The sequence below is a fragment of the Zhengella sedimenti genome, from assembly GCF_046506625.1.
Lineage (GTDB): Bacteria > Pseudomonadota > Alphaproteobacteria > Rhizobiales > Rhizobiaceae > Zhengella > Zhengella sedimenti.
In genome coordinates this window covers 705,260-720,135 of record NZ_JBKFFP010000002.1, presented here as the reverse complement: position 1 = coordinate 720,135, position 14,876 = coordinate 705,260, and the positions used below count along the sequence as shown (strand labels likewise).

General features: G+C 66.1%; 15 protein-coding genes. 9 read left to right on the top strand and 6 right to left on the bottom strand.

What is annotated here, in order from left to right; translation table 11 throughout:
* Nucleotides 1-27: 27 nt before the first annotated feature.
* Genes ACLB6G_RS09065 through eutB form a run of 3 tightly spaced genes read right to left on the bottom strand, consistent with a single transcriptional unit; the run spans nucleotide 28 to nucleotide 2,530 of the window.
* Nucleotides 28-525 carry an Lrp/AsnC family transcriptional regulator gene (locus tag ACLB6G_RS09065; RefSeq protein ID WP_410355819.1) on the bottom strand — a complete coding sequence of 166 codons (498 nt, stop codon included), beginning with the start codon at nucleotides 523-525 and terminating at the stop codon, nucleotides 28-30.
* A gap of 15 nt (nucleotides 526-540) precedes the next feature.
* A complete protein-coding gene (locus tag ACLB6G_RS09060; protein WP_410355818.1) occupies nucleotides 541-1,533 on the bottom strand; it encodes a cyclodeaminase in 993 nt (330 codons plus the stop codon).
* Nucleotides 1,523-2,530, bottom strand: a complete 1,008-nt coding sequence (gene eutB, locus ACLB6G_RS09055) for a hydroxyectoine utilization dehydratase EutB (RefSeq protein ID WP_410355817.1) — start codon at nucleotides 2,528-2,530, stop codon at nucleotides 1,523-1,525. The genes ACLB6G_RS09060 and eutB overlap by 11 nt, the downstream gene beginning before the upstream one ends.
* A gap of 260 nt (nucleotides 2,531-2,790) precedes the next feature.
* On the opposite strand from eutB, the gene doeA reads away from it, so the two are divergent.
* Complete coding sequence (doeA, locus tag ACLB6G_RS09050; protein ID WP_410355816.1) at nucleotides 2,791-3,975, top strand: ectoine hydrolase DoeA; 1,185 nt, start codon at nucleotides 2,791-2,793, stop codon at nucleotides 3,973-3,975.
* A 4-nt stretch (nucleotides 3,976-3,979) separates the two neighbouring features.
* Nucleotides 3,980-5,140, top strand: a complete 1,161-nt coding sequence (argE, locus tag ACLB6G_RS09045; protein ID WP_410355815.1) for an acetylornithine deacetylase — start codon at nucleotides 3,980-3,982, stop codon at nucleotides 5,138-5,140.
* A gap of 21 nt (nucleotides 5,141-5,161) precedes the next feature.
* Here the strand turns inward: argE and ACLB6G_RS09040 are convergent, their stop codons facing one another.
* Together ACLB6G_RS09040 and ACLB6G_RS09035 are read right to left on the bottom strand one after the other, a co-directional pair.
* Complete coding sequence (locus ACLB6G_RS09040) at nucleotides 5,162-5,542, bottom strand: VOC family protein (protein WP_410355814.1); 381 nt, start codon at nucleotides 5,540-5,542, stop codon at nucleotides 5,162-5,164.
* Nucleotides 5,543-5,606: 64 nt separating this feature from the next.
* Complete coding sequence (locus ACLB6G_RS09035) at nucleotides 5,607-6,830, bottom strand: MFS transporter (RefSeq protein ID WP_410355813.1); 1,224 nt, start codon at nucleotides 6,828-6,830, stop codon at nucleotides 5,607-5,609.
* A gap of 187 nt (nucleotides 6,831-7,017) precedes the next feature.
* On the opposite strand from ACLB6G_RS09035, the gene ACLB6G_RS09030 reads away from it, so the two are divergent.
* The 3 genes from ACLB6G_RS09030 to ACLB6G_RS09020 all read left to right on the top strand — a co-directional run bounded on the left by ACLB6G_RS09030 (nucleotide 7,018) and on the right by ACLB6G_RS09020 (nucleotide 10,236).
* Entirely contained in the window at nucleotides 7,018-7,998 is a 981-nt protein-coding gene (locus ACLB6G_RS09030; RefSeq protein WP_410355812.1) for an MBL fold metallo-hydrolase, read from the top strand.
* 209 nt (nucleotides 7,999-8,207) lie between these two features.
* Complete coding sequence (gene guaB / locus ACLB6G_RS09025) at nucleotides 8,208-9,710, top strand: IMP dehydrogenase (RefSeq protein ID WP_410355811.1); 1,503 nt, start codon at nucleotides 8,208-8,210, stop codon at nucleotides 9,708-9,710.
* 106 nt (nucleotides 9,711-9,816) lie between these two features.
* Nucleotides 9,817-10,236: an MAPEG family protein gene (locus ACLB6G_RS09020; RefSeq protein ID WP_410355810.1), complete on the top strand. Its 420-nt coding sequence runs from the start codon at nucleotides 9,817-9,819 to the stop codon at nucleotides 10,234-10,236.
* Nucleotides 10,237-10,246: 10 nt separating this feature from the next.
* On the opposite strand, the gene ACLB6G_RS09015 is transcribed toward ACLB6G_RS09020, so the two are convergent.
* Nucleotides 10,247-11,569 (bottom strand): adenylate/guanylate cyclase domain-containing protein, encoded by a 1,323-nt coding sequence (locus ACLB6G_RS09015; protein ID WP_410355809.1) that lies wholly within the window; start codon nucleotides 11,567-11,569, stop codon nucleotides 10,247-10,249.
* A 158-nt stretch (nucleotides 11,570-11,727) separates the two neighbouring features.
* Between ACLB6G_RS09015 and ACLB6G_RS09010 the strand changes: the two genes are divergently transcribed.
* The 4 genes from ACLB6G_RS09010 (at nucleotide 11,728) to ACLB6G_RS08995 (ending at nucleotide 14,773) form a co-directional block, all read left to right on the top strand.
* On the top strand, nucleotides 11,728-13,017 hold the full coding sequence (locus ACLB6G_RS09010) for an RsmB/NOP family class I SAM-dependent RNA methyltransferase (RefSeq protein ID WP_410355808.1): 1,290 nt from the start codon (nucleotides 11,728-11,730) through the stop codon (nucleotides 13,015-13,017).
* Between the two features lie 96 nt (nucleotides 13,018-13,113).
* Nucleotides 13,114-13,566 (top strand): TspO/MBR family protein, encoded by a 453-nt coding sequence (locus ACLB6G_RS09005; protein ID WP_410355807.1) that lies wholly within the window; start codon nucleotides 13,114-13,116, stop codon nucleotides 13,564-13,566.
* A gap of 85 nt (nucleotides 13,567-13,651) precedes the next feature.
* Nucleotides 13,652-14,110 (top strand): PaaI family thioesterase, encoded by a 459-nt coding sequence (locus tag ACLB6G_RS09000; RefSeq protein WP_410355920.1) that lies wholly within the window; start codon nucleotides 13,652-13,654, stop codon nucleotides 14,108-14,110.
* A gap of 24 nt (nucleotides 14,111-14,134) precedes the next feature.
* Nucleotides 14,135-14,773 (top strand): 5'-methylthioadenosine/S-adenosylhomocysteine nucleosidase, encoded by a 639-nt coding sequence (locus ACLB6G_RS08995; RefSeq protein WP_410355806.1) that lies wholly within the window; start codon nucleotides 14,135-14,137, stop codon nucleotides 14,771-14,773.
* Nucleotides 14,774-14,876: the final 103 nt, after the last annotated feature.

The following is a 14,876-nucleotide window of genomic DNA, read 5'->3' as shown; positions in this document are numbered from 1 at the left end:
TGGTTCTTGCCGGATTTGCGGCCGTTTTCAGCGTTTTTCACTGTTGCCCGGTGATGCAGGTCCGGCCGGCAGCGGCGGCACGGTGTTTTTCACCGCCTTGGTGACGATGTAGCCGAAATAGCGCTCGATCCCCACGCTCGCATCCAGAAGCCCGTCCATCAGCCGCTGATAGGCATCGACATCGGCCACCACCGCTTTCATCACGTAGTCGATGCCGCCGCCCGTCGCCGCGCATTCCACTATTTCAGGAAGGTCCATGACAGCGGCCTCGAAGCGCCGGAAATCGGCGGCCTGGTGGTTGGCAAGCGTCACCTCGACAATCACCTCCGTCACGGGACCCAGCCTGCGCAGGTCCACCATGGCCCGGTAGCCGGTGATGTAGCCGGCCTTTTCCAGCTTCTTCAGCCGTTCCACGCAAGGGCTGGGCGACAGGTTGACCGCCTGCGCCAATGCCACCTTGGTCATCCGCCCGTTGGCTTGCAGCGCCTTCAGGATGGCGAGATCGAAGGCATCCAGCCTGCTCATGCGTTATCCGCCAACTTAGGTGCTGATCGCGGTGCCGCTGCCCGCGGCGCGGGTGACGGCAAGCGCATGGGTGGCAATCGCCGTGTCCTGCGCGCCGGTGCCGGTCAGGTCGCAGATCGTGACCTGGTCCTGCGATGTGCGCCCCCGCGCCTTGCCCGAGACCACGTCGCCCAGTTCCACCGGTGCCATGGATCCGCCGAGGCCGGCGGCAAGCACGCTGCGCCATTCGCCCAGTTTCTCGCACTGGGACAGCCGGTCGCAGACATAAGCGTCCGCCTTCGCGATGGCCTGCGGGTCGATCTCGTTCTTGCCTTCCTGGTCCGACCCCATGGCGGTCACGTGCAGGCCCGGATGCAGCCATTCGGCCTTGAGCACCGGTTCGCGCGCCGGCGTCGTCGTCACGACAAGCTGCGATTGCGCAACCAGCGAAGCCGGATCGGCTACCGTTTCCGCCGTGATGCCGAGGCGCTCGGAGAGGTCCTTCGCGCAGTCGCCGGCCTTGCCGGCATCGCGGCCCCAGACCAGTACACGCCGGTACGGGCGCACGAGATGCGCTGCTTCCATCTGCAGGCGCGCCTGCACGCCCGTGCCGAACACGCCGGCCGTCTCGACCTTCTCCGGCGCCAGGTGGCGCGCGGCCACCGCACCCGCTGCTGCCGTGCGCACGTCCGTCAGGTAGCCATTGTCGAGGAACACGGCCCTGACGAGGCCCGTCGTGGCGTCGAGCAGCACCATCAGCCCGTTGAGGCTGGCCAGACCCTTGGACGGATTGTCGAAGAAACCGGGGCTGACCTTGATGGCGAAGCCCTCGAAATCCGGTATCCAGGCCGTCTTGACGTCCACCTCGCCATGCACGGCCGGCAGGTCCATGGAAAGGACCGGCGGCATGACGACCCCGCCGGACGCCAGCGCCGCGAAGGCCTGCGACACGACGTCGACCGCCGTGAGGTCCAGTTTCACCGCCGCGCGCAGTTCCGTCTCGGTCACGATGCGGATTTCATGAGCCATAGGCACCTTCTCCTGTCCTGATGCCGCCGAGATCCACTGGTTCGCCGGCCATGACGGCCATGAACTGGGCCATGTCCACGTTGCGGCCCGTGATGAGCGTCGCCACCGGTCCGGCAAGCCGACCCGCCTTGCCGCTCATGATGGCGGCGAGGCCAACGACACTGGCGCCTTCCGCCACAAGCCGGTCCTCGAAGAACAGCGCCTGCATGGCGCGGTAGATCTCGTCTTCCGAAACAAGGATCACATCGTCGAGCAGATCGCGGCAAAGCGCAAAGGTGAAGCGGTTGGAAAGCCCGATGCCACCGCCGAGTGAATCGGCCAGGCTCGCCACTTCCTCCACCTCCACCGGCTTGCCCGCCGCGATGGACGCATGCATGGCCGCACCGCGCTCCATCGTCACCCCGATCACCCGGACCGACGGCTTGATCGCCCGGGCCGCCAGCGCCACGCCCGCCGCCAGACCGCCGCCCGAAAGCGGAACGAGGAGCGTGGCGATGTCCGGGCGCTCCGCCAGCATTTCCAGGGCCGCCGTGCCCTGTCCGGCAATCACCGCCTCGTGGTCGAAGGGCGGGATTTCCACCAGGCCTTCTTCCTGCGCCAGCCGCCGGCTTTCAAGCCCCGCCTCGTCCTGGCTGCGACCGGCAATGTGCGTTTCCGCGCCCAGGGCTCCAATGGCTTCCACCTTGTTGGACGGCACCAGCGACGACATGCAGATGACGGCGCGAAGCCCCCGCAGGCGGGCGGCGTAGGCAACGGCACGGCCGTGATTGCCGGTCGAGCAACAGGTGACGCCCGCCACGTCTCCAGGCAGTTGCGCGATGGCGTTTGCCGCGCCGCGCAGCTTGAAGGCACCTGTCGGCTGGCAGGTTTCAAGCTTCATCAGGAATTCCGTCCCCGCCACGCCGCTCATGAAGGGCGAGGGGATCATCGGCGTCTGCACCGCCATGCCGGCAATGCGGTTCGCCGCCGCCATCACATCCGCCAGCGAAAGGCTCATGCCGCGACACGCCCAAGGCGGCGCGGACGTTGGAAGCGGGTGGCAAAGACACGCAAATGTCGCATCCGGAACTCCTCTGGTGCATCCTGTCGGTGTTTTCTGGCAGGGTCCGGAACCTGCGGCTGCAAGGCATCATGCGCGGCCGCCCCTGTCAACTTTCCCGGCTCTGTTTTTCGCTTGTCCCCGGCGCTAGGGTCAGGCGGAGGCGCAGTGCTGACAACGCGGCAAGACAAAGACGAGAAACCTGGAGGGGAAACGCAATGCCGGCAAGTCATCTGCCATTTGAGAAGGCCGAATATGAACGCCGCCTTGCCCGCGTGCGCGAGGCCATGGCCGCCCAGCAGCTTGACCTCCTGTTCATCGAGGACCCGTCCAACATGGCCTGGCTGACCGGCTATGATGGCTGGTCCTTCTACGTCCACCAGGGCGTGCTCGTCTTCCTCGACGAGGACCCGGTCTGGTGGGGCCGCTCGCAGGATGCCAACGGCGCGCTGCGCACGGTGTGGATGGATGACGCCAACGTGGCCTGGTATCCGGACCACTACGTGCAGTCCACGCTCTGCCATCCCATGGAACTGCTCGCCGCGATGATCCGGGACCGGGGCTACGGGTCGAGTCGCATCGGCGTGGAGCTGGAGAATTACTATTTCTCCGCCAAGGCCTTCCTGGTGCTCCAGCACGAATTGCCCGACGCCATTCTCGCCGATGCCACGGCGCTGGTGAACTGGCAGCGCGCGGTCAAGAGCGAGCCGGAAATCGCCTTCATGCGCAAGGCGGCGCGGATTTCCGAGAAGATCATCGACTACGTGATCGAGCGCGTCGAGCCGGGCGTTCGCAAGTCGGAGGTCGTGGCCGAGATCTACGGCAAGGCCATACGCGGCACGGACGAGGACTGGGGCGATTATCCGGCCATCGTGCCGCTTCTGCCCTCCGGTTCCGATGCGGCCGCCCCGCACCTGACCTGGGACGGACGCATTTTCGAGAAGGACATGGCCACCTTCTTCGAGATCGCCGGCTGCTACCGCCGCTACCACGCGCCGTTCTGCCGCACCATTTTCCTGGGCACGCCGCCCGATCATTTCCGCCGCGCCGAGGCTGCCCTTGTCGAAGGCCTGGAAGCCGGGCTTCAGGCCGCGCAACCCGGCAACACCGCCGCCGACATTGCCCGCGCACTGGCCCTGCCGCTGGAGCGCGCCGGCATCGAGCGGTCCGCGCGCGCGGGCTATCCCATCGGCCTGTCCTACCCGCCCGACTGGGGCGAGCGCACGATCTCCATCCGCGAGGGCGACGATACCGTGCTCGAACCCGGCATGACCTTCCATTTCATGCCGGGCCTGTGGATGAACGACTGGGGCCTGGAAATCACAGAGAGCATCCTGATCCGCGAGAAAGGCCCGGCCGAATGCCTTTGCGACCGGCCGCGCCAGCTCTTCGTCAAGGAATGAGCCGATGAGCCCGCTGGACCGGACCGTCGCCATTCTCGCCGACCTGATCGCCTATCCGACGGTTTCCGCCGATTCCAACCTGGCGCTCATCGCCCATGCCGCCGAGCGGCTCGGCGATGCCGGCGCGGCCATCCAGATCCACCGCGATCCGACCGGGGAGAAGGCGAACCTGTTTGCCACCATCGGCCCCGACAGGCCCGGCGGCGTTGTGCTGTCAGGCCACACCGATGTCGTGCCGGCGCTGGAACCGGAATGGGAAGGCGATCCCTTCGCCATGCGCCAGGACGGCGGGCGCCTCTACGGGCGGGGGACATGCGACATGAAGGGCTTCATCGCCTGTATGCTGGCGATGGCTCAAACCTTCGCCGCCCGTGACCTGGCGCGCCCGGTCCATTTTGCGCTCACCTATGACGAGGAAGTGGGGTGCCTCGGCGCCCGGCAACTGGTGCAGGACCTGGCGGCCGCCGGCATCCGGCCTTCCGCCGCCATCATCGGCGAGCCGACGAACATGCGCATGATCGAGGGCCACAAGGGCTGCTGTGAATACACCACCCGTTTCAAGGGGCTGGAGGGCCATGGCTCCGACCCGGACGCCGGCGTCAACGCCATCGAATATGCGGTGCGCTATGCCGCCCGCCTTGCCGAACTGGGCCGCGGCCTGCGCGCCGAACCGGTGGAAGGGTCGCGCTTCCGCCCGCCCTTCACCACGGTCCAGATCGGCCGCATCGAGGGCGGCGCGGCGCGCAACGTGATTGCCGGCGACTGCATGATCGAATGGGAAATGCGCCCCGTCCGTCCGGACGACGCGGGAAAGGTCAAGCGCGCCTTGCAGCTTTTCTGCGACGAGGTGCTGCTGCCGGAAATGCGCAGCGTCTCGCCCGGCTGCTCCATCGAGACCGAGGTGATCGGCGAGGTCGCCGGGCTCGAGCCGGTGGCCGACAACGAGGCCCGCGACATCGTCGCGCGGTTGACCGGCGCCAATGACTGCGATGTCGTGGCGTTCGGCACAGAGGCCGGATTGTTCCAGGAGTTCGGAATGTCGGCCATCGTCTGCGGTCCCGGCTCCATCGAACAGGCCCACAAGCCGAACGAATATGTGGCCGTTTCCGAACTGGAGAAATGCCTCTCCATGCTGGACGGCCTTGCGGGGACATTGTCGCGTTGAGTGTGGCGCAGTGGTGCCGGCCTATTGGGTCGCCACCCACCAGGTATTGCCGTCAGGGTCGCGGAACCCGCCGCGCAGGTCGTCGTCGTCGTTTTTGCGCACCGGTTCCTGTACGCTGGGCGCATCAAACGCCATGGCGCGTTCATGGGCCGCCTGTGCGTCCTCGACATAAACATGCAGGTGGGTGTCGCCGGAGCGCCAGTCACTTGCGCCGCCGCCGATCATGACCACGGAATCGCCAATTCTCACTTCCGCGTGCATCAGTGTTCCGTCCGGCCGGTCGAAGCGGCGCAGAAGTGTTGCGCCGAACACGTTTCCCAGGAAATTGATCAGTCCCTGCGTGTCCGCACTGATGAGATAAGGGCTCACGCAGGTATAGCCTTCGGGCTTCCAGCCGGGCATGGCGGCACTCCTCTGCTGCTTTTCTCCACGGTGACACGGGACGGCAACCCAGGCCAGCCATTCCTCAACGCAAGCCGCCGGCCATGCGGGCGGCTTCCGGCAATCGCCGCAATTTCAGCATCGCCATGGCACCGAACACCGGGCCGGGCACGAGCACGAGAAACACCCAGCGCCAGCTTCCCGCCCATTGCGCGACCAGCGGTATGAGCCAGATGGCCCCGATGGTGATGGCAAAGCCCACGCCCATCTGCAGCGCCAGTGCCGATCCCACCCAGCCGGGTTCCGACAATTCGGTCACGGCGGCGGAAAACTGGGCGCTGTCGGCGATCACGCTCACGCCCCAGACAAGCGCGACGGTCGTGAACAGCCAGGCCGGGCCGTCAAAGGTGAAGCCGATGGCGATGGCGCATGTGCCGGACAGGGCGAGTGCCAGCGCCGTCGTGTGACAGCGCCCGATCCGGTCGGCAAGCCACCCACCGGCGGCAGCGCCTGCAAATCCGATGGCGATGACGGCGAATGTCAGCGCCGAGGCATTGCCGCCGGCAAGCGGGTTGCCTGCCGCCTGTGCCGCCTGCGCATAGGCAAGGAACCAGCCCCAGACCGCATAGAGTTCCCACATGTGGCCGAAATAGCCGCCATTGGCGAGCATGACCGGCCGGTTGCGCAGGATCTCGCCGATCTGGCCGAGGCGGGCCGGCGCGCGCGGAAACGGGTAGGGGCCTTCCTTCAGCGCGAAGGCGAAGATCAGCGCGGCGGCGAGCGCGAAAACGGAACTGGCCAGCACGACCAGCCGCCAGTCGACCCCGCCGCCAAGCGCCCGGACCAGATGGGGCAGGGCGGAACCGACCGTCAGCGCGCCGATCATCACGCCCATTGCGAGGCCCCGCCCGGTGCGGAACCAGGTGGCGATCAGCTTGACCGCCGGCGGATAGACGCCGGCCAGTGCCACGCCGGTCAGGATGCGTGCAGCGATGGCAAGCGCTATCCCCGGTTCTGCCAGCAGGAGGAGATTGGCGGCGCATGCAAGCGCCGCCGCGCCTGCCATCATGGCCCCGTGCGGCCAGCGGTCACCCAGTCCCAGGAATGCCGACAGCAGCGCGCCGGTCACGAAACCGGCCTGCACGCCGTTGGTGAGCCAGGCCGCGGCGCTTGTCCCGAGCGCCCACCGGTCGATGAGCACCGGCAGCACCGCCGTGGCCGAAAACCACGTCGTCAGCGACATCAGCGTCGCCGCGCAGATCAGCGCCAGGAAGCGCCAGCGCCCCTCGGCCGCCATGTCACCGGCCATGTGTTCCCCTCCCGGTTTCCTGCCTGCCTTGGTGTCACGGGTCACGGATCGGGGCAAGTCCGTCAAGCATGGTGAAACGCTGCGTTCATTCACGTTCACGATCACAAAACGCGTGATAGCCTTGCCGCCCTGAATTCCTTTGCCATTCTAGCTCGTGCTGAATGCACCAGCCAAAGGGAGATCGTTGATGACCGCAAAGACCGACCGCCGTACCCTGTTCAAGCTGGCCGGCCTCACGGCTGCCGCCACGCTTGCAGCCCCTCAAATCATGGTTCGCAAGGCTTTCGCCGAAACGGCCGCCATGCCGGCGGCGACCGCGTTCAACCAGTTCAGGCTGGGTGATTTCACGGTTACCACCGTCAATGACGGCACCACCGTGATGGAGAATCCCCAGGGCACGTTCGGCACCGACCAGTCCGTCGAGACAGTCTCCGAACTGCTCCAGGCGCACTATCTGCCCACCGACAAGCTGGTCAACGGCTTCGCGCCCACCGTCGTCAATACCGGTTCCGATGTCGTCCTGTTCGACACCGGCCTTGGCGAAGGAGCGCGCGGAAACGGCATGGGACAATTGTCGGCCCGCATGGCCGCCGCCGGCATCGCGCCCGAGGACGTGACGGTGGTCGTCATCACCCACATGCACCCCGACCACATCGGCGGCCTGATGGAAGGCGACAAGCCGGCCTTCCCGAATGCCCGCTATGTGACCGGCCAGACCGAATACGACTTCTGGGCCGACGATGCGCGCGCCGGGACGCCGGGCGAGCGGGTCCACAATCTCGTCAAGGCCAAGGTCGTGCCGCTGTCCGACAAGATGACATTCATCGGCGACGGTGGCGAGGTTGTGCCGGGCATCACCGGCATGGCCGCGGCGGGCCACACGCCGGGCCACATGGTCTACCGTCTTGAATCCGGTGGCCGTCAGCTTGTCGTCACCGCCGACACGGCCAACCATTTCGTCCTTTCGCTGCAACGCCCGGAATGGGAAGTGCGCTTCGACATGGACAAGGCGATGGCGGCCAAGAGCCGGAAAATGGTGTTCGACATGATCGCCGCCGACCGGCTGCCGTTCATCGGCTACCACATGCCGTTCCCCTCGGTCGGTTTCGTGGAGAAGATGGACACCGGCTACCGCTTCATCCCCGAGACCTACCAGTTCGATATCTGATCACGGGCAGTCTGTCATGGAGGCTCCGGCACCGCTCTGCCGGAGCCTCTTTTTTGTGCAAGGCACAATACGCCGCTCTGTACGTCTTTCCATTGCCGCAAAGACGTGTTACCAGCCAGCGCCAATCCTGAAAGGGACTTCTTGAAACGAGTCGGCCTTGAACCGTATCCGGGCAAGCGCCGCCTCTCCGCTATTTGCAGGAATTGGCCATGGTGAAAATCATCGAAACCGCGACGGGCGCGATGGCGCTGACCTTTGACGACGTGCTGCTGCAGCCCGGCCATTCGGACGTCATGCCCGGCCAGGTCGATATCCGCACGACGATCGCCCGCGACATCGAGTTGAATCTCCCGATCCTCTCTGCGGCCATGGACACGGTCACCGAAAGCCGGCTAGCCATCGCCATGGCGCAGGCGGGCGGCATCGGTGTCATTCACCGCAATTTTACGCCGGAGGAGCAGGCCGAGGAGGTCCGCCAGGTCAAGAAGTTCGAGAGCGGCATGGTCGTCAATCCGGTCACCATCGGCCCGGATGCCACCCTTGCCGACGCCCAGGCAGTGATGCGCGCGCATGGCATTTCCGGCATCCCCGTGGTCGAGAACGGCGGCACGGGAGGCCACCGGACCGGGCGCCTCGTCGGCATCCTGACGAACCGCGACGTCCGCTTCGCCTCCGATCCGGGCCAGAAGGTCTATGAACTGATGACGCGGGAAAACCTCGTCACGGTGAAGGAGAACGTGGAACAGGAAGAGGCAAAGCGCCTGCTGCACCAGCACCGGATCGAGAAGCTTCTCGTGGTGGATGGCGAGGGGCATTGCGTCGGCCTTGTCACCGTCAAGGACATCGAGAAATCCCAGTTGAACCCCAATGCGACGAAGGATGCGCAGGGCCGCCTGCGCGCCGCCGCCGCGACCACGGTGGGGGATGACGGCTATGAACGCGCCGAGCGGCTGATCGATGCCGGCGTCGACCTGCTGGTCATCGACACCGCCCACGGCCATTCCCAGCGTGTGCTTGATGCCGTCACGCGGGCCAAGAAGCTGTCCAATTCCGTGCGCATCCTGGCCGGCAATGTCGCCACCGGTGACGGCACGAAGGCGCTGATCGATGCAGGCGCGGATGCCGTGAAGGTCGGAATTGGTCCCGGCTCCATCTGCACCACGCGCATCGTCGCCGGCGTCGGCGTTCCCCAGCTTTCCGCCATCATGTCGGCGGTGGAGGTCGCGCGCGCCCAGGGTATTACCGTCATCGCCGATGGCGGCATCAAGTTTTCCGGCGACCTGGCCAAGGCGCTTGCCGCCGGTGCCAATGGCGCGATGGTCGGCTCGCTGCTCGCCGGTACCGACGAAAGCCCCGGCGAGGTCTATCTGCACCAGGGCCGCTCCTTCAAGGCCTATCGCGGCATGGGCTCCGTCGGCGCCATGGCGCGCGGTTCCGCGGACCGCTATTTCCAGGCGGAAGTGCGCGACACGCTCAAGCTCGTGCCGGAAGGCATCGAGGGCCAGGTGCCCTACAAGGGCCCGGTTTCCGGTGTCCTCCACCAGCTTGCCGGCGGCCTCAAGGCGGCGATGGGCTATGTCGGCGCCGCCACGCTGGCCGAGTTCAACGAGCGCGCCACCTTCGTGCGCATTTCAAACGCCGGCCTGCGCGAAAGCCACGCCCACGACGTGACGATCACGCGTGAAAGCCCGAATTATCCGGGCGGCGCCTGACGCGCCATCTCCGCCGTTCCAGGCCCCCTTGACGGGGGCTTGTCCTTCTCCGCCCGCCCGGTCTAGCGTGCAGCAAGGGGCAGGCAGATCACGGCAAGGATGACGAATGAACCAGGCTCTCATCTTCTGGCCCATGCTGGCCCAGGTGGCGCTCGTCTACGGCGTCTATGTCCTCATCTCGCGCCGCCGTATCGCCGCCGTCGAATCGGGAAGCGCCAAGCCGTCGCAGTTCCGCGAGAACCAGGTCGAGCCGCCCGAAAGCCTTTTCGTGCGCAACAACCTCACCAACCAGTATGAACTGCCGGTCCTCTTCTATGCCTGCTGCCTGTCCTTCTATGTGACGGACGGCGTCGGCGCCGTACCGCTGGCGCTGGCCTGGGTCTTCGCGGCCTCGCGCTATGCCCACGCCTGGATCCACATCACCACGAACCGCATCCGCCATCGCCGCGCCATGTTCATCATGGGCTTCTTCGTGCTGGGCGCCATGTGGCTGTGGTTCGCCGCGCATATCGCGGGGCTTGTCTGACAGGGGCCGGTCAGGCTTTTCCGGGCACGATGCCGCGCAGGTAGTGGCAGTCGGTCTTTCCGATGCCCTTCATGTCCACTAGGCCGCGATGCTCGAACGCGAAACGTCCCTGCAGCGCGCTGGCCACGGCCGCGCTGGCCTGGATGGCGCCGGGCACGGAATATTCCTCCAGCCGCGCGGCGATGTTCACCGTGTCGCCCCAGACGTCATAGGCATATTTCCTGGTGCCGATCACGCCGGCCACCACCGGGCCGCAGTGAATGCCGATACGCAGTTCGATCGTCTCGCCGGTTTCGTTGCCGATCAGCCGCACCGCTTCCATCATGTCGAGCGCCATGCGCGCCGAGGCCGCCACGTGGTCTGTCTGCGGATCGGGCAGGCCGCCGGCCACCATGTAGGCGTCGCCCACGGTCTTGATCTTCTCCAGCCCGTGACGGGCCGCCAGGTCGTCGAAGGCGGAGAAGATGCGGTTGAGGAACTTGACCGTTTCGGCCGCCGGGAGCCTTCCCGCGCGCGGCGAGAAACCCACCACGTCGGCAAACAGGATGGTCACCGTTGGAAGCCCGTCGGCGATCATCCGGTCAGGGCGAGCCTTCAGCCTCTGGGCGATGGAGCCCGGCAGGATGTTGGCCAGCAGCCGTTCGGAGCGCTGGTGCTCCATCTCCAGCGCGTCCTCTGCCCGCGCGGCTTCCCGGAACGCGTACAGCACCGTGGCATAGACGAGGAAGAAGGAGAACGGCACCGTGATGAAGAACATGATGTCGGCGAACACGGGGTCGTTTGGAATGAACGGGGCCGGTTTCGTGAAGAATTGTTCGGTCAGCACGAAGCCGGCAAAGGCGATCAGGGTGACGGTCGCCGACAGGCGCAGCCGGTCCGCGCCGAAGACCAGCATGGAAGCGGCAACGCCCGGCAGGAAATAGAAATGCAGCCCGGAATCGCGGCCGAAATACCAAGTGTAGAGCACGGCGAACAGAAGCCAGACGATACAAAGGTGAAAGCCGGAGGCCCAGTCGTTCACCCGATTCCATAGCGGCGTGACGGCGAACAGCACGATCTGCGGGGAAAGCGTGACGGCAGGCAGCCACAGCGCCTTGGCGTCCCAGGCAAGATAGAGCGCAATATAGGGAATGGTCATCAGCGAGACCATCGCCGACAGGACATTGATCACCGCCAGGCGTCTGGCGACGCGCGGCGGATAGCCGCCGGTGCCATAGACCGCCCAGGCGCGGGCGAAACGCCAGAAGGCGCCTGTCGTCCTGCCCGGCAAGAAGCCGGGCAGGTGGACGGGCTGCGCAACTTTCGAATAGGCGTTGCCTTTCTGATGCTCCAAGCCGTCATGCCCCTTTTGGCTGCAAGCGCCACCATAGACGCAATATGACCATGCGTCACGTTTCAATTGAATGACGCTTCAACGGGGCGGCGGCAAGCCTTGCATTTGGCCGGTCCGGCCTGTAGCGAGTCGGCGTGAGACAGGAAGGCGGGCAACCCATGCGACTGGGCGGACGGCTGGCTGCGGCCATCGAGATACTTGACGACATGAACGCGCGGCGCCGTCCGGCGGCCGATGCCTTGCGCGACTGGGGCATTTCCCACCGCTTCGCCGGTTCGGGCGACCGCGCCGCCATCGGCAATATCGTCTACGATGCACTGCGCTGGCGGGCGTCATCGCGCTGGCGTTTCGAGGCGGAAACCGCGCGTGCGGAAGCCTTCGGCGCTCTCGTCAGCGGCTTCGGCATGACGCTTGCCGCCATCAATGCCGAACTGGAAGGCGACCGGTTCGCGCCCGAACCGCTGTCCGGCGAGGAATGCAGCGCCTGGGAATCCCGGCCGCTGGAATCCGCGCCCGATCACGTGCGCGCCGAATGCCCGCAATGGTGCGCGCCGCTGTTTGCGGAGGCCTTCGGCGATGACTGGATCGGCGAAGCGAGGGCGCTTGCCGGAAGGCCGCCGCTGGATCTGCGCGTCAACACGCTGAAGGCGTCGCCGGACAAGGTGGCGCGCGCGCTGGCCAAGGTGGATGCCGCGCCTTTCGAGGGACTTGCCGGCGCCTTGCGCATTCCGCCCGTCGAAGGGCATGGCCGCCATCCCAACATCACCGCCGAACCGGCTTTCCAGAAAGGCTGGTTCGAAGTGCAGGACTGCGGCAGCCAGATCGTTGCGGCGCTGGCCGCGCCGGACGGGCCGGGGCAGGTCTTCGACCTGTGTGCCGGTGGCGGCGGCAAGACGCTGGCGCTGGCGGCCAGCCAGGGCAACAAGGGCCAGGTCCATGCCTGGGATGCGGACAAGACGCGCCTTGCCCCGATCTTCGAGCGACTGCGCCGCGCCGGCACGCGCAATGTCCAGGTTCACGCCGCCGATGCGGACCTGACACCGTTGGAAGGACAGATGGACCTCGTTCTCGTCGATGCGCCGTGCACCGGATCGGGTACGTGGCGCCGCCGCCCCGACACGAAATGGCGGCTGGCCGAATCCTCGCTGGAAAGCCGGATCGGCGAACAGGCCGGCGTGCTCGACAATGCCGTCCGGTTCGTGCGTCCTGGCGGACGGATCGCCTATGTGACATGCTCGCTGTTTCCGCAGGAAAACACCCGCCAGGCAAGGGCATTCCTGGAGCGGCATCCCGGCTTTTCGGCCATGGACGCAATGGCCGCTGCAGCGGTTCGCCTTCCCTTGCTCGCCCCGGCGACGCGGCCGGACGGCAATGGCGGCCTGTTGCTCACACCCGCGCGCACCGCGACCGACGGGTTCTTCCTCGCCCTGTTCGAGCGGCGCGCCTGAGGCAGCCTGACGGGCGCCCGAAACAGGGTGCAGACGGAACCGTGCCGGGCCGTCCTGCGTATGAGCATTGGTTGCAACGAAGATTGCCGGTGAACCATGGCCCGTTACCTGACCCTTGCGCTCTTCCTGTTCTTCGTCCTCGGCGGCGGAACGCTGGTCGGTGTGTCCTCTCCGCCCGGCGATTGGTTTGCCGCGCTCGAAAAGCCGGCCTTCCAGCCGCCTGGCTGGCTGTTCGGGCCGGTCTGGACCTTTCTCTACATCCTGATCGCCTTCGCCGGCTGGCGGACGTGGCAGCGCCGCGCGGAGGGACCGGCCATGCAGATATGGTTCGGCCAGATGGCGCTGAACTTCATCTGGCCCCCGGTCTTCTTCGTCATGCATCTCCCGGGTCTGGCTCTGGTCGTCCTTCTTCTTCTGGTGGTCCTGGTCGCAGCCTTCATTTCGCTGACCTGGAACCGGGACCGGACATCGGCCATCCTGTTCATGCCCTACCTCGCATGGGTCAGCTTCGCATCGCTGCTCAACGCCGCCGTCTGGTGGCTGAACTGATCCCTGTTGCGCTGCACAACTTCCTTTGCCATGATCGCGCCCGGATGTGCCTTCGGGCACGCAAGCGAGGGAATATGGCATGCGCATGCCGGGTGGCGATGAGGTGAATCCCGAGTACGAGACGCGCGTGCGTGAGAGTTTCGCCCGCCAGCAGGCCATGGCGACCATCGGTGCCGAACTGACACGCGTCTCGCCCGGTGTCATCGAGATCGAGATGCCATTCTCCGATCACCTCACGCAACAGCACGGGTTCCTGCATGCGGGCGTGATCTCGACGGCGCTGGATTCGGCCTGCGGCTATGCCGCCTATTCGATGATGCCCGCCGACGCCGCCATCCTGACCATCGAATTCAAGCTGAACCTGCTGTCGCCTGGCCGCGGCGAACGCTTCCTGTTTCGCGGCGAGGTGACAAAGCCAGGCCGGACGATCATGGTCACCGACGGGCGCGCCTATGCCTTCGACGCGGAAGGCGAGGTCCGCCTCATCGCCACCATGACCGGCACCATGATGACCGTGCGGGGCCGCGAGGGTCTTGCCGGCTGAACCGCGAAAGGGCAGGGGGACTTCGTGCCACATCGCTTGCTGAAGCCCGTTGCGGGCAGACACGTGCTCTATGTCATGGCGGCCGAACCCGAATACGGTCCGCATCTGCAGTCCCGTTTCACCCCGCTCGTCACGGGTGTCGGCCCGGTGGAGGCCGGGACCCGCATGGGCGTGGCGCTGGCCCGCCTCGAGGCGCGAGAGGCCCTGCCGGATCTTGTCGTCTGCCTTGGGTCCGCCGGTTCGGCGACACTGGAGCAGACCGAAGTCTACCAGGCGTGCTCCGTCGCCTATCGCGACATGGATGCCACGCCGCTGGGCTTTGAAAAGGGCTACACGCCCTTTCTCGACCTGCCGCCGGTACTGCCGCTTCCCCATCATGTCGCGGGCCTGCCCGACGCCCGCCTCTCCACCGGCGCCAACGTCGTGTCCGGCGCGGCCTATGACGCCATCGATGCCGACATGGTGGACATGGAAACCTTCGCCGTGCTGCGCGCCTGCATGGCCTTCGAAATCCCGCTGATCGGCCTGCGCGGCATTTCCGACGGGACGGCGGAGTTGAAGCATGTCGATGACTGGACGCAATATCTCCACGTCATCGACGAGAAACTGGCCGATGCGGTGGACCGTGTCGAGCGCGCGCTCGACGCCGGGCTTCTGGATTGAGACCGTTGCAACCTGCCGCCCGCGATCCGGGTGGTTGAAGAACATCAACCATTGTCTCAAGGCGTCGCCAGGATGCCTGAACTGTTTGGCGCAATTGCGCGGC